The following is a 19,744-nucleotide window of genomic DNA, read 5'->3' as shown; positions in this document are numbered from 1 at the left end:
CCAGCGTGCAGGATGTCAACGAGCGTGAATTCTGCATAGCGGTTCCGGTGAAGGAATCAAGGCCGCTGGTTTTAAGCAAGGGAGATCAAGTAAAAGTATCGTTTATTGCTGATATGACGCGGTATGAGTTTACCACCATGACACGCGGGCGACGGCACGATAATATCCCGCTGTTTGTGCTGGCCATGCCGGAAGATTACACTCGGGTGCAGCTAAGGGAGTTTGTCAGGGTTCCCACGACGTTGGAAGTTAAATATGCCAGGCTCCCTTTGGAAGGCAAAGAACCTGTTTTTATAAAAACAGATAGTTTGGATTTAAGCGGCGGCGGGATGAGGATATTGATCAAGAGTGATTTAGCCGCGGAAACGCGTTTAATGATCAAATTCGCTGTTCCTCTGAAAACAGGACCTCAGGATATAGACGTTGTCGGCAGAGTGTTAAGAACATGGGTTGATGAGCGCACAAGATTGCGTCAAGCCGCTATCCAATTTGTAAAAATAAGCCGCAAACAAGAGGATTTAATTACCCGCTTCTTGTTTAACAGGATGTCTGAGCAAAGGCGGTTAAGATAAATTGAATTTTTTGTATGAGATGTCTTCTGATAAAAAAGAGCAGCCTCCTCTATGGAAATGGGTGATGACATGGCTGTTAACGAAGAACTTTGGCGGGAATACCACACAACGAGGGAGAAAAGCATCAAGCATGAGTTGGTTATGGAACACCTTCCTTTGGTAAAACATCTCGCGGGGCGGCTGGCGGTAAGACTGCCTGCCGTAATAGACCAGGAAGACCTGGAAAGCTACGGGGTGTTCGGCCTATTGGAGGCGGTGGACAAATTTAATCCTGATCTGGGAACCAGCTTCAAGGCTTTTGCATACAGCCGCATCAGGGGCGCCATGATTGATGAAATACGGAAGCTGAACTGGGTGCCCCGTACGGTATGGCAAAGAATACAGCATTTAAATGCGACAAGGGAAAAATTGCAAAAAGAACATGGTGACAATGTGTCGGGCGAGATGCTGGCTGAGGCAATGGGAGTGAGCTTGTCTGAGTTGCACAGGCTGGCCGGGCAGACCAACCTGCTTAGTCTTTCTTCACTGGATGAAATCACGCCGGGCACCGAAGGTGAAACTGTCCGCTTGGTGGACTTAATCCGGGATCCGGCAAGTCCCGATCCCCTGGATATTGTCGAAAAAAAGGAAGGCAGGCGTCTTCTGGCAGAAGCGATCGGCCAGCTGAATGAAAAAGACCAGTTGGTATTATCCCTATATTATCAAGAAAAGCTGACCTTAAAGGAAATAAGCAAAGTGCTTGAAGTTTCGGAATCAAGAGTCTGTCAGCTGCATACCAGGGCGATTGACCGGCTGAGGAAAAAGCTGGAGCAGGTTTCCTACCTGACCGTGTGAATTGTGTAATAGTGTAATAAATGAAACAATTAATCGAAGGGTGTGGTACGAATTGCTAAGAGGCTTATACATGGCTACTTCCGGGATGGATGTTTTGCAAACATGTATCGACGGCACGGCCAATGATATTGCCAACGCAACTACTCCGGGCTATAAAAAGGACACATATTTAATAAGAAGTTTTCCGGAAATGCTTATGATTGAAAAGGGTGGTCCGCAGAATGAAAAATCATCATTGCCGCAGAAAACCCGGAGGATTGGCACCACCGGGATAGGGGCGCGGCTGGCGGAAGTGTCAACGGACTTCACCACGGGGATTATCCGGGAAACCGGGAATAAGACAGACATTCTCCTGAAGGGGCCGGGGTTTTTCGCGGTTGACGCTTCGGGACAGGGTGAGCCGGGCAGAGTTGGTTATACTCGCAACGGCGCTTTTAAAATTGACGAAGAAGGCTATCTGACTACTGCCGGGGGTTATCGGGTGCTTGGCGAGAACGGCGAGATATCACTGGGAGACGCGGAGTTGAAATTTGATGTCGAGTCCGACGGGAGCATTACGGTCGACGGTGTCCGGGTGGAAAGGCTCCGCCTGGCTGAATTCAGCAGCCTCGACAGTCTCTACAAGGAGTCTGACGATATATTCATCGACAGGGATGGAGCGGCTGAAACCGCGTCCGCCACTACTGTCAAGCAGGGTTTTCTGGAAGGTTCCAATGTCAATCTTGTGGACGAGATGGTAAGCCTGATTAAAGTGACCCGCGCATACGAGGCTAACCAGCGGATGATTCAATCTCAAGACGAGCTGCTGGCTAAAGCAGTTAACGAGGTGGGCAGCTTAAGATAAAATATTTTTATTGTATATCGCAAATAAGATCGGATAATGGTATTTTTTAAAAATTATGGTATTATAGAGGTGGAAGGTTATGCTGAAGGCATTAAGCAGCAGTGCTTGTGGTCTAAACGCCCAGCAGCTGAGAGTGGACACATTGGCTAATAACCTGAGCAATATCGATACGCCTGGCTATAAAAAACTCCGGACTAATTTTGCCCAACTGATCAACCAGTCAGTTGTGTATACCGGTTCTCCAGGCAATCCTGAGGTAACCTCGGGCAATGGTGTGCGGGTGGCGCAAGTAGCCAAGTATTTTAGCCCGGGTGACGTCGTAAAAACCGGGCGCTCGCTGGATCTGGCAATTAATGGGGAAGGTTTTTTCCGGGTTGTCCGCGGCAACGAGGAGTATTATACTCGCGACGGCACTTTTAACCTTGATGAGTCCGGTAACCTGGTAAATCCTAATGGCTGTGTGCTGGAGGGAATCCGGTTTAGCCCCGATACCGACAGGATTATGATTTCCGCGGATGGAACAGTGGAAGCCGAAGGCCCCGAGGGTATTTCTGCATCAGGTCAAATCCAGCTTTACAAGTTCACTAATTTAGCGGGACTGAAGCTGGAGGGAGGGGATCTTTTATCATTTGACGATACGGCCGGAACGGTTGCGCCCGGGATTGCCGCAAGTCCGGGTTACGGTACGATTATACAGGGGTTTCTGGAAATGCCGAACTTTAGTTTGGTGGAGGAGATGGCAAATTTGATTGAAGCTCAGCGTGCTTACGGATTTAATGCCCGGACTATGCGTACCGCGGATGAAATGTGGAGTATGGCTAATAATTTGCGGAAGTAGGGTGATCTAAAAATGCAGTCTTCACCGGTACGGGAAGCTGCGGCATTCCAGGAGGCGAAATTGACCGAGATTCAGGTGGGTATAGCTGATTTGAAAGTTACGGCACAGCCGCATCGTTTGATAACCCTGGGCCTTGGTTCCTGTGTCGGGCTTACTTTGTACGATCCGGCTACCAGAGTGGGGGGGTTGCTGCATATCATGCTCCCTGACAGCACCCAGTTCAACAGCGTAAATAAACCGGCTAAATTTGCCGATTTGGGAATACCCCTCCTGTTATCGGAGATTGGACGATACGGAGGCAAAGTAAACAATCTTCAGGCGAAGATTGCCGGCGGGGCGCAGATGTTTTCCGGGCTGAATGAAAAATTTGTTTTAAATATCGGGGAGCGAAATATTGCCATGACCAGGCAGACCTTAAAAAACCTGGGTATCCGGATAATGGCGGAGGAAGTGGGCGGAAACAGGGGCAGAACCATGATTCTGGATACAACTAACGGTCAGGTGATTATACGGACGGTAGGTACACCAGTGAAAGTGATTTGAAGGCTAGGCAGAAAATATCACTAGTGGATGGAGATAAAAGAATCAAGCATGGACTTTTCACTTTTTAAAGATAGAGTGCGCAGCAATTTTAAACTGAACTTAAACGCTTATAAAGAGAATCAATTAAAACGCCGGCTGGACAGCCTGATGACAAAACAAAAAATAAGCAGCGGCGACTACGCCGGCTTTCTAAAGCTCTTGCTTTCAGAGCAAAAGGCTTACATGAATTTCCTGGACACCGTGACTATCAATGTATCCGAGTTTTTTCGCGATAAAGCGATGTTTGACGTACTGGAAGAAAAAATACTGCCGATGCTGTTGGGAAAAGGTACCCTGAAAGTCTGGAGCGCGGCCTGCTCCAACGGGGCCGAGCCATATTCCATGGCCATTATTTTGAATGAGTTGTCTCCAAATCGCCGTCACCAGATCGAAGGAACCGATTTGGACCGGAATATTCTCCAGGCTGCGGCCACGGCTTGTTACAATGCGGATCAGGTGCGCAATGTCAGCAGCGCCAGACTGGCGAAATATTTCAGAAAAGAAGGCAATTCATACTACTTATCTGATAAGATTAAAAACATGGTAACCTTGCGGCAGCATGATCTGCTGCTGGATCAATACGGCCAGGGCTACGATTTGATCGCCTGCCGGAATGTGATGATATATTTTACCAGGGACGCGCAGGACGTCTTGAACAATAAATTCGTTAAAGCGCTGAGACCCGGAGGTGTGCTGTTTATCGGCGCCAGTGAAATGATCTTCAACTACAAGGAGTTGGGCCTTGAGAAAATTGCCTCATGTTATTATCTTAGAAAGTGATTGAAGAGGGGATTAATATGATAAAAAAAAAGGTAATCCCGGATGTCTATATTGACGCTTTACAGGAAATAAGCAATATCGGCTTGGGCAACGCGGCTACCGCCCTGGCTGAATTGCTTGATAAAAAAGTGGATATGGCTGTTCCCAAAGCCTTCTTTTTTGATGTGGAAGAAATATTCGACATGGTCGGTGGGCCTGAAGAAATAGTATCTTGTGTCTTTTTAAATCTAGAAGGTGATATTCACGGTACCGTATTGTTTATTTTTACGGAGCGGAGCACCTACAGGCTAATCGAAATGTTGACGGGACAGGAGGTTGGTAATGTTACGGAGCTGGACGTCATGGGTGAGTCGGCTGTTTCAGAAATAGGCAATGTGCTGACAGGCTCATTCATGAACGCCATCGGCGGGATGACCGGTCTGAGAATGAATACGTCGGTCCCCATGTTTGCTTTTGATATGTTTGGGGCAATTCTAAGTACTTCCCTGGTGGCCAGCGGTCACTGGGATGATCAAGTGCTGTTTATTGAGACAGTTTTTTTTCAGGAAACGGACGAAATAAGAGGGCACTTTTTTATGTTGCCGGAAACCGGAGCCTTAAACCGGCTTTTTGAAGCACTTGGCGTTACCGAAGGGGTATAGTTTATCAACAGGAGGGAAACTATTTTGGGAAAACGGATTTTAATCGTTGACGACGTGGCTTTCATGCGAATGATGATTAAAAATATCGTTACCAAGAACGGCTACGAGGTAGTCGGCGAAGCTGAAAACGGGCAAGTTGCCGTGGACTTGTACAAGCAGCATAAGCCCGACCTCGTCACTATGGACATTACCATGCCGGAAATGAACGGGATTGAAGGGGTTAAAGCAATTCGCGGCATTGATCCCAATGCCAACGTGATCATGTGCAGCGCGATGGGCCAGCAAGCCATGGTAATGGAGGCGATCCAGGCCGGCGCGAAAGACTTTATCGTTAAGCCGTTCCAGCAGGACCGGATCCTCCAGGCCATCGAGAGAGTCATGGCCAGGGCCGGCCAGTAAATGTATTTAGGGAAGGAATAACTTATGGACGTACTTTCCCAGAGTGAAATAGATGCCTTGTTGAACGCGCTGTCAACTGGCGAGATGAAAATTGAGGAGCTAAAGGACACCCAAAAGAATATTGATTATAAGCTTTATGATTTTCGGCGTCCGAATAAATTTTCCGAGGAACACCTGCGTTCCCTGCAGGTGCTGCATGGTGTTTTTGCAAGGTTTTTAACGAATTTTTTAACTGGTTATCTGAGAAACAATATTCAGGTGGAAGTTGTTTCCGTTGATCAGCTGACGTATGAAGATTTTATTAAATCCATACCGAGCCCGACTGTTATCACCATTTTTAAGGTAAAGCCTTTTAATGAAAATGCCATTATTCAATTTGATCCGATGTTTTTATTCCCCATGATCGACCTTTTTTTCGGTGGAAACGGGGATGCGCCGGGAGAAGTCCGGGAACTGACGGATATAGAACTCTCTGTTACGAAAAATGTCAGTGACATTGTATTGGACAACTTAGTATTGTCATGGAAAGATATTGTTCCGGTTGAACATGAGATCTTATCCGTGGAAACAAACCCCAACTTGCATCAAATTTTCCCATTTAACGAGATTGTAGCTTTGATAACCATGACTACCAAAGTGGGAGAATCAACAAAAGGCTTTATTAACCTTTGCCTGCCTTTCACTTTGCTCGATCCGGTCATTATTCAACCGGCGCAAAAGCGTTTTGGAGCGCATATTTCCGCCGCGGACGAGAAAGAGAGGAAAAAAGTCGAGTATTGGCTTGGCCTTCCGAAGATTGAACTAACTGTCGTAACCGGGCGGGCACAAATAACAGTTCGGGATTTTTTACAGTTGCAGGAAGGTGATGTGCTGGTCATGGACAGGAAGTTGGATCAGGATATGGATGTTTACGTTGGTGAAAATTTGAAATATAAAGCGCAAGCCGGTACGCTGGGAGACCAGTTCGCCGTACAAATAACCGCGCTGGCGGGGGAAGGCGATCATGATGTCTGATGGATTATTAAAACAAGAAGAAATTGATGCTCTCTTGGGCGGTTCAGATGTTGAGACCGAGCAAGTTGAAATGCTTAGTGAAGATATCCAGGAGGAAAAGCCGGATATTGAGGAACCGGTGACAGAAGCAAGCGCGTTAATAGATTTAACAGATGAAGAAAAAGACGCGCTGGGGGAGGTCGGCAACATTTGCATGGGGGCCGCTTCAACAACCCTGTCAATGCTGCTCAACCAGAAGGTTAACATTACGAGTCCGCAGGTCAGTATCACCACTATTGAGGATTTGTTTGCGAGCTTTACTGTTCCTTACATGACCATCTATATTCAATATATCGAAGGGCTTTCCGGGTTCAACCTGCTGATGATGAGATTGGATGACGCCGCCGTGCTGGCCGACCTGATGATGGGGGGAGACGGCACAAACACATCCGAAGAGTTGAATGATATCGGTATCAGTGCGGCATCAGAGGCGATGAACCAGATGATCGGCTCTTCATCAACTTCCATGGCGTCAATGTTTGGCCGGACAGTAAACATTTCTCCCCCTGAAACAATTGTATACCGCCAAGTTGAAGGAATGATCCCTCTGCAAACGGAAGTGGGCGGCCCGGTTGTGGTCGTTTCATTTAAAATGACCATAGGTGAAATTTTAGATACCCGGATCATGCAGGTTATGGGGGTGGAAACGGCCAGGGAAGAAGCGGGCTTTATTCTCGGCAATTTGTATGAGGAAGCGGGTAGGGAGCAGGATATTCAGGATGTTAAAGAAGAGAATCCGGTTGAAGAAGCTGCTGAGGAAATATTGGACAGTGCAGGAATCAGCGAATTGACGGACGATTTATTAAGCGGCATGCCGGAAGGCCTTCTCAAACCGGAGCCGCCTAAGCCGGTAACAGGCGCGAAAACAACGCCGGCGCAGCGAATGCCTGCTAAAACTTTTGCGTCAACAACGCTGGCTGCTCCGCCCGGGGTTGACCAAAAGCGATTGGATATGATTTTGGACATTCCTGTAAAAGTAACCGCCTTGCTTGGGCGGACCAAGTGGCCGATTAAGGATATCCTGGGGATAACACCCGGTTCCGTGGTCGAATTGGAGAATCTGGTGGATGAGCCGGTGGAAATACTGGTCAACGGCATTCTTGTGGCGATGGGGGAAGTCGTGGTTGTAAATGAAAACTTTGGCGTGCGTATTACCAGTATTATTGGTCAAGAGGAAAGATTGCAAAAGCTTATGCAAAGAAAGATACCCTGATCAGGTCAGGGTATCTTAGCTAATAGCCGCATAACGGGTATAAATTTGGCAAAGAAATGCAATAATAAGCTGTTAATCATTGAAGACGGCCCTAATCAAGGCTGCGATGTAATTGAGCATTTAGAGGAGAGAAAATTGAAAGTTTTCGCCATAGGGGATGTGCACTTATCTTTTAACAGTCCGGTGGACCCTCGCCGCTGGGACAATGCAAAGACCTCCAAACCCATGGATATTTTCGGTGAGTTATGGTACGAGCACTACCGGAAGATTTACGACAATTGGCTGAGCGTGATAAGCGCAGCGGATTTGGTCTTGATGCCCGGTGATTTTTCCTGGGCGATGAAACTTGGCGAGGCGCGCTATGATCTGGGATTTCTGGGTCTTCTACCGGGAACCATTGTCGGGGTGGCCGGAAATCATGACTACTGGTGGCAAAGCCTGTCCCAAGTGCGCGCGGCCTTGCCTGCAAATATGCGGGTGATCCAGAACGACCATCTGGTTTTTGGCAGTTTTGCCGTCTGCGGGTCGCGAGGATGGAATAGCCCGGGTGAAGCGCACTATAAAGAAGAGGATCAGAAAATTTACCGCCGGGAACTGCTCAGAATGGAAAACTCGTTAAAAGGTGTCAAAGGAGTTCGTAAGATAATTGTAATCACCCACTTTATGCCTACCAACGAGCAGCACGAAAAAAATGATCTAATTGACCTGTTCTTGCGGTACGGGGTGGACTCCGTGGTTTACGGCCACCTGCATGCGGATGCCGCGCGGTGGAAACTGCCGGAGCGCGCCTGGGGGATAAATTTTCATCTGGTAAGCGCCGATTACGTAAATTTCACACCGGTAGAAATTATGCAAGGGTAGACAACGTAGAAGCGGAAAGAGGGTTATTGGTGAATACCGAGGCTGTATTATTCGACCTTGACGGTACTCTTGCGGATACTTTGCCTTTGATTGTCCAGACCTACAGGAAAGTGTTTAGAGATATGAAGATACCCTGGGGTGATAATGATGTGGTGAAGTTAATCGGACTGCCTCTGGCGGAAATAGCCAGGCGTTTTGTCGGGAAAAGTGAACCCCGGTTTGTTGAGCTGTATCAGTATTATTATCAGCTGGAGCATGACCGCCTGACCAAACTGTTTCCAGGCACATATGAGATGATCAGCCGTTTAAAAAACATGGGCCTTAAACTCGGTGTGGTTACTTCAAAGGGCAAGCCGGTTACTTTGCGCACGATTGCTTACACAGGATTGGATTGTTTGATGGATGTAGTGGTAACGGCGCACGACATTGTTAAACCAAAGCCCGATCCGGAGTCGTTGTTAAACGCCTTGGCGGCGTTGGAAACCGCGGCGGACCGGTCAGTTTTGGTCGGTGACAGCAGCTTCGACATATTAACCGCCCAAAACGCCGGCGCGCGCGCTTTGGGTGTAACCTGGGGACTGGACAGCAGGGAAGAATTAGCGAAGCTGGCGCCGGACGGTTTGCTGGACAGCTGGGAAGAAATAAGTCTGTATCTGTAGGGGAAGCAGGGGGACGTTCTTTTGCTTACCACAAGTGGGAAGAAAAAAGAACGTCCCCCTGCTTCCCCCTTATCGCCGGAGGGGAGTAGATTGATTGTCGGGATTTTAACTGTTGAACTGTTCATTGGCGAAGTCCACTCACTCAAAGAAAAGAGAAAAGTACTGAAAAGCGTTATAGACCGGATAAAAAAACGGTTTAACGTTTCCATCGCCGAGATCGGAGAGCAGGACATCTGGCAGCGCTCCACGCTGGGGCTGTCAATGATCAGCAATGAACAGGCCTATGTGCACAAAGTCTTTGCCGCTGTCGTGAAATTTATCGAGACCCAAGGAATGTTGACTATCACTGATTATCAAATACAGTTATTTTAGCAGCCTGCTTACTTGATGCTCTGTTTCACCCAAAACCATACCCGTTTATACCATGACTCAGTTGCGCTGATTATAAAAGAATAATTATAACGTATGGGAGTAGGAATATGTGTGTTGGCATTTGTTCCCATAAGGTTTAAGGTGTGTCTCAGCTTACCGTTTTTGTCAGGTACGTATTTGCCCACTAAACGATCTATTGCCATCAATTAACACCCCTGTTATAAATTATATGCCCCAGGGGTGACATGTAAAGGGGTTGTTTTTGTCGTTTCTTCTGGATATTATCTTATGGTGAGCAAAACATCGGCTGCCCGGACGCCCCGGCCTTTTGGATATACAAACAAGGGGTTGATATCAAGCTCGTCAATTTGGGGAAAGTCCAGCGCGATTTGGGATAATTTTAAAAGCACATCCGCAATGGCCTCCTGATCCATGGGGGGCTTGCCGCGAAGACCGGATAAAACCCGGAATCCTTTTATTTCACTGATCATTTCTCTGGCATCTGCCGCGCTTAAAGGGGCGACTCTTAAAGATACGTCTTCCAGCGCTTCAACGAAGATTCCTCCTAAACCGAACAACACGGTCGGGCCGAAGACCGGGTCACGACTAACGCCGGCGATAACTTCGATTCCCCCGCTAAGCATTTCCTGAACCAGAACGCCCCGGATCAGGGCATCAGGGCGGTATTCTTGCACTGCCCAGATAATATCTCTGTACGCTTCTTTAATTTTTGACGGTGTATCAAGGTTAAGCCTGACTCCTCCGGCTTCAGTCTTATGAGGTATGTCAGGCGAGTCGATTTTTAAAACTACGGGGAAGCCAAGGCCGGCTGCTATTTTTACCGCCTCTTCTTCATTAGCGGCTAAGCATTCCCTTGTGGCCGGGATGCCGCAAGAACTTAGTATTTCTTTTGATTGTGATTCAGAAAGCTTGTCGCCGGGTTTATAACTTTTTAGCAGAAGGGCTGCTTTCTCCTGGTTGGGCACAAGGGAGAGAGAAATTTTAGGCTGGTTAGAATAAGAAGCAGCTTTAGCGGAGTATTTCGCCAACGCGGCCAGACTACGCGTCGCATAATCAATCTCTCTTACGGCGGGAACCCGGTGTTCTCTGAAGAAACGCAGATCTTCAATGGCCGCTTCATCCGAACCCCACACCAACACCAGCACGGGCTTGCCCGAATGCGCCAATAAATCAACAATTTCTCTTGTCGGCTGCGACCAGCCCTTGCGGGAGGCCCAGTGCAAGATAATCAGCATGTCCACGCCGGGGTCTTTAATTACCAGGTTTGTTGTATCTCTTAACAGGTTGGTGTCAGTCAAAATCTTTGAAGTCATGTCTATCGGGTTGGCCGTTGTGCCGAATGACGGCAGCAGCTTGCTGAGAGCGGCTTGAGTTTGAGCGGTCAGCGACCCCACTTCAAGACCGGCTTCGATACACTTGTCGGCCAGCAAGACGCCATTTCCGCCGGAGCCGACAATAATGCCCACCTTGTTCCCACGGGGCAGGCTGCCGCAGGCCAGCAAGGAAAGTATGGTAATGAATTCTTCAACACCTTCGGCCCGGATAATGCCTTTTTGTCTAAAAAAAGAACTGTAAACAAGGTCCGATCCCGCCAATGCGCCTGTATGGGAGGAAGCCGCCCTGGCTGCCGCCGGATGGCGTCCGGTTTTAATCAATATGACTGGTTTTTTTGCTTCAAGCGCCATTTCAGCTGCCTGAAACAGTTTTTGTCCGTCTTTGATTCCTTCTAAATAACCGCCGATTACTTTAGTCGCGGCATCTTCAACCATATAGGCGAGATAATCGGCGAATTGAAGGTCTGACTCATTGCCTGAACTGATAAAATAAGTAAAGCCGATGCCATGTCCCGAGGCAATAGCATGCATTATCGCCCCGAACCCGCCGCTTTGGCTGATAAATCCAAAAAAGTTAGGCACTATTACTTTCTCCGGCAGTTCTGAAATAACAAATCCGGCTGTCATTGCGTTTTGGGCATTAAATATGCCCATACAATTCGGGCCGCACAAGGCGATGTTGCTTTCCCTGGCCAGCTTTGCCATATCTTCCTGGAATTTAATACCTTGACCGCCGACTTCGGCAAACCCTGAAGTAAATACTATAGCAGCCTTCACTTTTTTTGCGGCGCACTCACGCAGAGCTTTTTGAGCCAACTGCGCGGAAACCGTAATGATTGCCAGATCTACTTCATCCGGAATATCCATCAAGGAGGGATAGCATGGCAGTCCGGAAATCTTACTGCGGTTTGGGTTGACTGGGTATATGCCGCCGGTGTAGCCGTTGTTAATCAATGAAACAATCGGCATGCCGCCAGGTTTGTCGGGGTTGGCCGAAGCCCCGATGATGGCGATTGAACGGGGATAGAATAAATAATTCATCGCTTTGCTATCCCGTAACAGTGTTTTATCCAACGATAACCCCTCTCTTTTTATGGAACTTGTTCAGTTTATAATTTAAAGCCAAGCAATTTTGAAACTTATCATATTGACCTGATTTTTTTATCGTGCTATAATAAAACCCGTGATTCTGTAATAATTATTAAGGTTGCAATTTAATCTTGCGGCAGTGGCGGAATTGGCAGACGCGCTAGATTCAGGTTCTAGTGGGCATTAAGCTCGTGGGGGTTCAAGTCCCTTCTGCCGCACCATAGCAAAACCAAGAGTACAAGATTTTTGGATGTAGCAGGCAAAAGTCTTGTATATTTTTTTATACCCGGCTAATTCTTTATTGCGTTGACCCGATGGGATAGCTAAGATAATTATACTGTTAAGCATGTAAAAAAAGATCATTTTATTATATCATGGAACAGCGTATGAACCAACAATAATAGTGCGTATAGCATAAGAAAATATCAACAAGAGTGGCAAGGGGACAGTGGCAAGGGGACAGTGGCAAGGGGAAGTGGCAAGGGGAAGTGGCAAGGGGAAGTGGCAAGGGGAAGTGGCAAGGGGACGGTTCTTCTGACAATGACAAGGGGACGGTCCGGCCTGTCTGTTCCTTGTCCGGAGCGCGAGTCAGAGGAGGTCTTACGATGTCTTCAAATATGATCCTGGTTGTTGATGACGATGAACTGGTTCAGGATCTGATTAGGCTGTACCTGGAAAAGGAAGGATTCCGGGTGGAATCGGCCTGGGATGGGGAAGAAGCGCTGGCCAAGCTGCGCACTGCCGGCCCTGACCTGATTATCCTGGATATAATGCTGCCTAAAATGGACGGCTGGTCAGTATGCCGGGAGGTCCGGAAAACCAAAACAACCCCCATTATCATGCTCACGGCCAAGGGTGAGGAGTTCGACCGGGTGCTGGGACTGGAACTGGGGGCGGACGACTACGTTTGCAAGCCCTTTAGCCCGATTGAACTGGTGGCGCGGATCAAGGCGGTGCTGCGCCGCAGCACGCTGGCAGGTCAAACCAGTTCGAAAATATTAAGCTATCCCGGTATTATTGTGGATTACAACAGCCACCGCGTTGAAGTGGACGGCCGCGAGGTTGCCCTGGCCCCCAAGGAATTTGAGCTGCTCTGGTTTCTTGCCAGTTATCCGGGCAGGTTGTACAGCAGGGAGCAGCTGTTAAAAAATGTGTGGGATTACGAGTACCTTGGTGATCCCCGCACGGTGGACACGCATATCAAGCGCCTGCGGGAAAAGCTGGAGACAGGAGCGAAGAAGCGGTACATCAGGACAGTTTGGGGCCTTGGCTATAAATTTGAGGTGGCTGAATAAATGCGGAACAGCCTTTTTTCCAAGCTGATGGTTTCTTATCTGGTTGTTGCTCTGGTTACGCTTGCCGTCGTAGGCATCGCGATCTCCCAGCTCTTTGCCAATTATTTCTACACGAGCAAGGAAAGGGAACTAGGGCGCAAAGGCCAGGAGATGGCGAGGATTGTAGCGGTTTACTTGGAGAAAGGCCAGACCCAGCCGATGGAACTCTTGATCAACACGGTAGGCACTTTTTTGGACGCCCGGTTGACGGTTATCGACAAGGAAGGTTTGCTGCTGGGGGGAGACTCCGGTTTCCGCGGCTTGCCTCAGCTGTCGTTGACCGCTGAGGAAGCGAAGCAGGTGCTGGAAGGGAAGATTATTAGTAAAAGAGGTTTTGTCCTGCGCAGCGAACAGATGATGCTTTCGGTAACAGTGCCGGTGCAGATTAACAATGAGGTGGCCGGCGCTCTAGTTCTGACAGCTCCTGTTTCGGGCATGGCAGCTACCGTTAACGCTGTGCGCTTATTGATCTTTTACGCTGCCGCGGGCGTTGTTTTTTTGTCCGCTCTGCTGGGGTTCTGGCTGTCCCGCTCCATCTCTCGGCCTTTAAGCCAAATGAGCGAAGTTACCAGGGAAATGGCCAGGGGCAACTTCCGGCAGCGTGTCGAAGTGACCTCAAGTGACGAGGTGGGCCGGCTGGCGGAAGATTTCAATTACTTGGCGGGTTCTCTGGATCAGACCATCAGCGCCCTGTCGCGTGAAAAGGGTAAGATTGAGAACATCTTGACCAATATGACAGAAGGAGTGCTGGCGGTTGACGGCTCAGGCCGGGTAATCCTGGCAAACGGGGCTGTTTCCCGCACCTTGCAGGTGGATGCGGCAGAAATCCTGGAGCGGCCGGTTTCCGAGCTTTCCTGCTGTCCCGGCCTGGCCGGTCTTTTCAGTGAAGTTGTCTTGTCAGGCGAGCCTTGTTCCGCGGAATTTAAAGTCAATGAGGGTAAAACGTTCATCATCGCTCATTTGGCTCCCCTAAGGGAGACTGTGGGCGGCAGCTACGGCGCTGTGGGCGTGCTGCAGGACATAACGGAATTGCGGACACTGGAACAATTAAGGCGGGATTTTGTGGCCAATGTTTCACACGAACTGCGTACCCCGCTTACTTCCATTCAAGGGTTCCTGGAGGCTTTGATGGACGGCACCATAGGCGAAAGTCAGCCCCGGGATCGTTACCTCAAAGTAATCCACCAGGAAACCTTGCGTTTAAACCGGTTGATTCACGACCTGCTGGACCTGGCCATAATTGAATCGGGCAAAATGCGCTGGGAACTCAATCCAATTAGTGTTTCAGACTTGGCCGCCCGGGTTCTCTTCAAGCTGAGGCCGCTGGTTGAACAGCAACAGGTTAAAGTGGATCTGGATATACCGGCTGATTTATCCCTAATGCTGGGTAATGAAGACCGGATTGAGCAGGTACTGACCAACCTGTTGGAAAACGCGGTGCGTTATTCACTGCCAGGCGGCGCAATCACCGTAAAGGCTGTTGAAGAAAAAGGCAGTATTACCGTGGAAGTGGCCGATCATGGTCCAGGCATTCCGCCGGAAGACCTGCCGTACATTTGGGAGCGTTTCCACCGGGTGGAAAAATCCCGCTCGCGCAGCCTCGGGGGAACCGGACTGGGTCTGGCCATAGTAAAGCAGATAGTTGAGGCGCATGGTGGCCTGGTGAGAGTGCGCAGCGAAGTCGGACGGGGTTCCGCTTTTAGTTTTGCTCTAAGGGTTGTTCCCGCTGAAGAGCAGCAATACTCAGACTGTTAATATGGCATAATTTTTATTTTTGTCATAATTTGTTCACAAAACGGTTAAAAAAGAAAGGTATAATAAGTATGCGGCATTTTTAAATATTGATTCTAGGGGGAGACTTTAGATGAACCAATATTTTAAATCTTTACCCAGGGGGAAAACAATTATCGCTTTTCTTGCGGTTGCCCTGGTGGTGGCTGCTGTGGCTTGTGCCGGCAGCTACCGTGGATTACCAGGCCTTTCCTGGGCTGAAGAGACCAATGAGGGAGAGGTTTTTAATTCGTTGCCGGGAATAGGCCCGGACACTATCCCTGATATCGTTTCCAGCGTCAGTCCGGCTGTGGTTAGAATCGATACTACAGAACAAAGCAGCGGCAACAATCTTGATCCTTTTTTCAATGATCCTTTTTTCAGACAATTTTTCGGGAATCAGAACCTCGTTCCGTCTCAACCGAGAGTTAGCCGCGGTCTGGGATCGGGCTTTATTGTATCTGCAGACGGATATATATTGACCAACGAGCATGTTATCAGCGGAGCCGACGAAATAGAGGTGACCCTGGCGGGTCATGATAAGCCGTACCCGGCCCAAAAAATCGGGTCTGACCACGACCTTGACCTGGCAGTGTTGAAGATTGATGCCGGCGGCGAACTGCCCACTGTGTCCCTGGGCGATTCAGACAGCATCAGGGTTGGAGATTGGGTGATCGCTATTGGCAACCCTTACGGGCTCGATCATACGGTAACGGTGGGAGTAATCAGCGCCAAAGGACGGCCGATTGCTTTGCAGGATCGCCAGTACAAGAACCTGCTCCAAACCGACGCCTCGATTAACCCCGGCAACAGCGGCGGGCCGCTGCTGAACCTGAACGGTGAAGTGGTCGGGATCAATACAGCCATCAATGCCGAGGCGCAAGGCATCGGCTTTGCCATCCCCTGCAGCACCGTCAAAGCAGTTTTCGACGATTTGGTAAATAAAGGCGGGGTTACCCACCCGTGGCTTGGTGTATATCTCCAGTCGGTAACCAGTGAGGTGGCGCAATATTTTAATTTGAAGGATTTAAACGGGGCGATGATTGCCCAGGTGGTGGGAGGCGGTCCGGCCGCGAAGGCGGGGCTTCAGCGCGGCGATGTGATAACGGGTTATAACGGCAGTAAGGTCAGCAGCCCCGATGAGCTGAGTGAGTTGGTAAACGGGACCGGGGTCGGCAGCCAGGTTGAGATAAATTTTATCAGAGGCGGTAACAGCATGTCAGTAACAGCCACTATTGAAGCGAAAAAATAAAATTATTAGGAACGTAATAATTGTTTTAAGTCCTCGTAAAGCATGGTGAAATAAACCATGCTTTTTTTATTTCTTGAATCAGCGGTGTGGGTATATTATACTATCATTTGCGGGGCTTTTAATAAACGCGAATAGCGAGGTGATTATTACGGGCGGAGCCGAAATAAAAAAATGGCGCAACCTGGCGCTGGCGGTTTCTGTGCTGGGAATAATATTGTTTTCCTTGCCGTGGATACCCAGCAAAATCAAATTCCTGTCCGCTGTGCCGCTTTATATTATTTTTGTTTATGTCTACTATCAATATATTTGTCTAAAAAAAAGAGCGCTTTCTGCTCAAAAAAACAATCACATCAAAGCCGGAAAGTCAAAGGAAGGGAACCGCTGATAGGCAGGGTTATTTATATAATTGGAACGGTTTCTGATCATACCACTCATACAGCTTAACATTCGGATTGTGGTATTTCTTTGCGTTGTAATAGCAGCTGACCAGCCGCATGGGGTTCATTCTTTCAAGCAGATATCGAGAATAGCCCCATTTCGACAATCTCTTTTCAATTATATTGAGTTCATACGGTAACATGCTTATCACCGCCTTGGGTTTTTAAGTATCATATATAATATCGCCACCTTTTGCATGAGCATAATATCCCAAATCAAATAGGACCATAGTCGTAAATTGGTTATTCTGCTATTTGTTACCGGTCCGATAAGGTACTTTAACGCCTTGGTATTTTTTACTGCTCTTTTCGGATTTTGTTGATGTTGCGTCTGTATCCATAATTACTTTACGCTTATGAGGGCCGGTTATTTGTTTTTCCTCCCTTTTTTTCTTCTCGCTGGCGTAGCAGCTTATCAAACTCCATGGTTTCATATTTTCAACCAAATGGGAGGGATAACCCCAACGAATAAGTTGCTTTTCAATTCTCTCCAACGTTATCGGCAACATAATTAAATCCCCCTGTTAGTATAAAATGCTATAATTTAACTTTAGTTTACAACTTTTAGGATTTTGATTAAAGATAATATTTTATATTTTTTAAGAAAATAGTAAAAAAGAAGACCGGATAGTAGAAAGGATTATTGTTTGATAGGGGGTGCTTGTTATAATTTATCCTGGTTGGGATATCTTATTAGGAGAGGTGAGATATCTATGTCCCAACCGAAGTTCCGGCGGCTTCCAAAGCATATAGGAGTCATTCCTGACGGAAATAGAAGATGGGCCGTACAGAATGGACTGCCAAAAGAGGCGGGGTATGAGAAAGGGTTGGAACCTGGCTTAAGGCTTTATGAATTATGCAAAAATATTGGAATAAAAGAATTAACTTATTACGGTTTTACTCAGGATAACACAAAGCGTCCCTCCATTCAGCGGAGGGCTTTTCAGAAGGCATGTATCGAAGCTGTAAATATGTTTATTGACAAAGATGGGGCTTTGCTGGTTATCGGTGATTTCGGCTCGCCATTGTTTCCCCCGGAGCTTATTCCTTATACTAAAAGACAAACCTTCGGAAATGGTGTTATTCGCATTAACTTTTTGGTGAACTATGGATGGAAATGGGACTTGAATCATTTAACAAATAATATCTCCCAGAGAGATAATATATCTGCGGGAAATCTACTTGAGTCGATAGCTTCAGCTGATATATCGCGCGTTGATTTAATTATCAGGTGGGGCGGCCGGAGGAGACTCAGCGGATTTCTCCCGGTTCAATCAATATATGCTGATTTCTATGTTGTGGATGAATTATGGCCCGATTTCAAACCTGAACATTTATACAACGCCTTGGATTGGTATGAAACACAGGACATAACATTGGGCGGATAGGAGTGAACTTGTTTAGCCATAGTGACCTTACCTAGCAGTTGTAGACACAAAGAAACCAAAATTCCTGCTTATTGTGCTTAATTTTGAGATCATGCTATATCTTTCAGTTTTAAAGGAGCAATATAACCGTTTCCGGAATGTAATCTTCGTCGGTTGTTAACCGGCAGCGCCTTGGTTATTCGCGGAGCGCCGTATATTTTATGATTGTTCTCAAAAAAATGTTCTTAATCGTTTCCAATAGTGCATTTCTTCTCATTGTGCGCTTGCTTAACGGCCTTTTGATAAAGGCATAGTAACCGCTCCTTGATACTTTTAAGGCCTTACACATCTTCGCAATCCGAAATCTGGAGCGACTGACCTGCACCTAAAACGGTTCCGGGAATTCTTTGCCGACTTTTATGGGCATGGCCGTATATCAACCTGTCTAAAGCGTGATGTAGTAGCTTGGCAGTCAGCATTAAAGGAGCAAGGGTTAGCTCACTCCACAATTAACAATCACTTGGCTTCACTCTCCGGCTTTACCACCTGGGTTTGCGCTCAGGATGAGGACATATTTCCGGCCGGCGATCCGTCAAAAGGTATTGGTGAGCTGGGGCTTCCCCCGTTAGAGCCGCGTTCATTAAATGATGATCAGGTTCGGTCGCTGAAAAACATCTGTGACCGGTTGCATCGTTTTTACCAGCTAAAGGGTCGCCGCTGGGCGAAAGGTGAAGCGCCTGTTTTGGCTAACGGGCGGCCACTGCGTGACCGGGTGATTGTCTATACCCTTCTCTCTACGGGGCTGCGCCGGGAGGAATTGGTGAAGTTAGACCTTGACCAGTTGGTGCCAAACGAAGTGGATATCTTGCGCAAAGCCCGCCAGGGCCAGATTGTTCGGGTGCAAGGGAAAGGTAAAACCGAGCGCACCGTATTTTTATCGGCAGACGCGCGTTCTGCGCTGGCAGATTACCTCGAACAAGAACGCCCAGGGATACGGGTGATAATACAAAAGCGCTTTTTTTAAGCGCAATAGGTATTCCGGCACGTTCACCAAACGGGCGGCTATCAACGCGGTCAATTAATACTATTCTAAATCAAATCGGTCGCTGGCATGATTCGGAGGTAAAAGGGGATTGGCGTAAAATTTCACCGCTACGGCCGCATGACCCGCGTCACACGTTTGCTTTTAATCTGGCCCAAAAAACTGGAGCCGATCCTTACGAATTGGAAAGGCGTCTCGGCCACCGATCCCAGCGGTATATTCAGCGATATACGAATCCGCCGGAAGATGTTGCGGCGAGTTATATAGAAGATTTTTAAATCATGGCAACGGTTACATCATAAATTATGTTTCATATGAAAAAGATAAATTACAGTAAATTATGTTTAATTATCCTACAAGTTTATTTAATGTTTTTTGGACTAAACCGCTGGCGCGGTGGTAAAAACTTTTAGGTAATACCCTCCCAACCCTGCCTGCCGAGATCCTCTG

Annotated in this window: 22 protein-coding genes and 1 tRNA gene; 21 read left to right on the top strand and 2 right to left on the bottom strand. The window is 47.8% G+C overall.

Features of this window, described 5'->3' with window-relative positions:
- The first annotated feature begins 5 nt into the window (after nt 1-5).
- From A4E54_RS06710 to A4E54_RS06650, 13 genes are all read left to right on the top strand, one after another.
- Entirely contained in the window at nt 6-572 is a 567-nt protein-coding gene (locus tag A4E54_RS06710; protein ID WP_286725178.1) for a flagellar brake protein, read from the top strand.
- A gap of 51 nt (nt 573-623) precedes the next feature.
- Nucleotides 624-1,406, top strand: coding sequence for a FliA/WhiG family RNA polymerase sigma factor (locus tag A4E54_RS06705; protein ID WP_240083199.1), 783 nt, complete (start codon nt 624-626; stop codon nt 1,404-1,406).
- A gap of 70 nt (nt 1,407-1,476) precedes the next feature.
- The gene (locus A4E54_RS06700) at nt 1,477-2,250 is read left to right on the top strand and encodes a flagellar hook-basal body protein (protein ID WP_240083198.1); all 774 of its coding nucleotides are present in this window, start codon (nt 1,477-1,479) and stop codon (nt 2,248-2,250) included.
- A 79-nt stretch (nt 2,251-2,329) separates the two neighbouring features.
- Nucleotides 2,330-3,088: a flagellar hook-basal body protein gene (locus A4E54_RS06695; RefSeq protein WP_240083197.1), complete on the top strand. Its 759-nt coding sequence runs from the start codon at nt 2,330-2,332 to the stop codon at nt 3,086-3,088.
- Nucleotides 3,089-3,100: 12 nt separating this feature from the next.
- Complete coding sequence (locus A4E54_RS06690; protein WP_240083196.1) at nt 3,101-3,631, top strand: chemotaxis protein CheD; 531 nt, start codon at nt 3,101-3,103, stop codon at nt 3,629-3,631.
- Between the two features lie 48 nt (nt 3,632-3,679).
- The gene (locus tag A4E54_RS06685; RefSeq protein ID WP_286725174.1) at nt 3,680-4,450 is read left to right on the top strand and encodes a CheR family methyltransferase; all 771 of its coding nucleotides are present in this window, start codon (nt 3,680-3,682) and stop codon (nt 4,448-4,450) included.
- 17 nt (nt 4,451-4,467) lie between these two features.
- Nucleotides 4,468-5,091, top strand: coding sequence for a chemotaxis protein CheC (locus A4E54_RS06680; RefSeq protein WP_240083194.1), 624 nt, complete (start codon nt 4,468-4,470; stop codon nt 5,089-5,091).
- Nucleotides 5,092-5,115: 24 nt separating this feature from the next.
- Complete coding sequence (locus A4E54_RS06675; protein WP_286725173.1) at nt 5,116-5,490, top strand: response regulator; 375 nt, start codon at nt 5,116-5,118, stop codon at nt 5,488-5,490.
- 24 nt (nt 5,491-5,514) lie between these two features.
- Nucleotides 5,515-6,504, top strand: coding sequence for a flagellar motor switch protein FliM (fliM, locus tag A4E54_RS06670; RefSeq protein WP_240083192.1), 990 nt, complete (start codon nt 5,515-5,517; stop codon nt 6,502-6,504).
- Nucleotides 6,494-7,756: a flagellar motor switch phosphatase FliY gene (fliY, locus tag A4E54_RS06665; RefSeq protein ID WP_240083191.1), complete on the top strand. Its 1,263-nt coding sequence runs from the start codon at nt 6,494-6,496 to the stop codon at nt 7,754-7,756. The genes fliM and fliY overlap by 11 nt, the downstream gene beginning before the upstream one ends.
- Nucleotides 7,757-7,801: 45 nt before the next feature.
- Nucleotides 7,802-8,617 (top strand): metallophosphoesterase, encoded by an 816-nt coding sequence (locus A4E54_RS06660; RefSeq protein WP_353681817.1) that lies wholly within the window; start codon nt 7,802-7,804, stop codon nt 8,615-8,617.
- Nucleotides 8,618-8,646: 29 nt separating this feature from the next.
- The gene (locus A4E54_RS06655) at nt 8,647-9,276 is read left to right on the top strand and encodes an HAD family hydrolase (RefSeq protein WP_240083190.1); all 630 of its coding nucleotides are present in this window, start codon (nt 8,647-8,649) and stop codon (nt 9,274-9,276) included.
- Nucleotides 9,277-9,297: 21 nt separating this feature from the next.
- Nucleotides 9,298-9,648 (top strand): DUF503 domain-containing protein, encoded by a 351-nt coding sequence (locus A4E54_RS06650; RefSeq protein WP_353681816.1) that lies wholly within the window; start codon nt 9,298-9,300, stop codon nt 9,646-9,648.
- 281 nt (nt 9,649-9,929) lie between these two features.
- Here A4E54_RS06650 and A4E54_RS06645 read toward each other — a convergent pair whose 3' ends face one another.
- Nucleotides 9,930-12,077 (bottom strand): acetate--CoA ligase family protein, encoded by a 2,148-nt coding sequence (locus A4E54_RS06645; RefSeq protein WP_240083189.1) that lies wholly within the window; start codon nt 12,075-12,077, stop codon nt 9,930-9,932.
- 148 nt (nt 12,078-12,225) lie between these two features.
- On the opposite strand from A4E54_RS06645, the gene A4E54_RS06640 reads away from it, so the two are divergent.
- From A4E54_RS06640 to A4E54_RS06620, 5 genes are all read left to right on the top strand, one after another.
- Nucleotides 12,226-12,313: transfer RNA gene (locus tag A4E54_RS06640), tRNA-Leu, on the top strand.
- Nucleotides 12,314-12,697: 384 nt separating this feature from the next.
- A complete protein-coding gene (locus A4E54_RS06635) occupies nt 12,698-13,387 on the top strand; it encodes a response regulator transcription factor (protein ID WP_240083188.1) in 690 nt (229 codons plus the stop codon).
- Nucleotides 13,388-15,181: an ATP-binding protein gene (locus A4E54_RS06630; protein WP_240083187.1), complete on the top strand. Its 1,794-nt coding sequence runs from the start codon at nt 13,388-13,390 to the stop codon at nt 15,179-15,181.
- Nucleotides 15,182-15,290: 109 nt separating this feature from the next.
- Complete coding sequence (locus tag A4E54_RS06625) at nt 15,291-16,448, top strand: S1C family serine protease (RefSeq protein ID WP_240083186.1); 1,158 nt, start codon at nt 15,291-15,293, stop codon at nt 16,446-16,448.
- A gap of 171 nt (nt 16,449-16,619) precedes the next feature.
- The gene (locus A4E54_RS06620; protein ID WP_286725165.1) at nt 16,620-16,892 is read left to right on the top strand and encodes a hypothetical protein; all 273 of its coding nucleotides are present in this window, start codon (nt 16,620-16,622) and stop codon (nt 16,890-16,892) included.
- 244 nt (nt 16,893-17,136) lie between these two features.
- Here A4E54_RS06620 and A4E54_RS06615 read toward each other — a convergent pair whose 3' ends face one another.
- Nucleotides 17,137-17,394 (bottom strand): hypothetical protein, encoded by a 258-nt coding sequence (locus A4E54_RS06615; RefSeq protein WP_240083184.1) that lies wholly within the window; start codon nt 17,392-17,394, stop codon nt 17,137-17,139.
- A gap of 204 nt (nt 17,395-17,598) precedes the next feature.
- On the opposite strand from A4E54_RS06615, the gene uppS reads away from it, so the two are divergent.
- The 3 genes from uppS to A4E54_RS15750 all read left to right on the top strand — a co-directional run bounded on the left by uppS (nt 17,599) and on the right by A4E54_RS15750 (nt 19,572).
- Entirely contained in the window at nt 17,599-18,273 is a 675-nt protein-coding gene (gene uppS, locus A4E54_RS06610) for a polyprenyl diphosphate synthase (RefSeq protein ID WP_240083183.1), read from the top strand.
- A gap of 358 nt (nt 18,274-18,631) precedes the next feature.
- Complete coding sequence (locus tag A4E54_RS06605) at nt 18,632-19,276, top strand: tyrosine-type recombinase/integrase (protein ID WP_282442322.1); 645 nt, start codon at nt 18,632-18,634, stop codon at nt 19,274-19,276.
- Nucleotides 19,183-19,572 carry a tyrosine-type recombinase/integrase gene (locus tag A4E54_RS15750; RefSeq protein WP_353681819.1) on the top strand — a complete coding sequence of 130 codons (390 nt, stop codon included), beginning with the start codon at nt 19,183-19,185 and terminating at the stop codon, nt 19,570-19,572. The genes A4E54_RS06605 and A4E54_RS15750 overlap by 94 nt, the downstream gene beginning before the upstream one ends.
- Nucleotides 19,573-19,744 lie beyond the last annotated feature (172 nt).

The sequence above is a fragment of the Pelotomaculum sp. PtaB.Bin117 genome, assembly GCF_002067195.1.
Taxonomy (GTDB): Bacteria; Bacillota; Desulfotomaculia; order Desulfotomaculales; family Pelotomaculaceae; genus Pelotomaculum_D; species Pelotomaculum_D terephthalicicum.
This window is presented reverse-complemented; position numbering and strand designations above follow the sequence as displayed.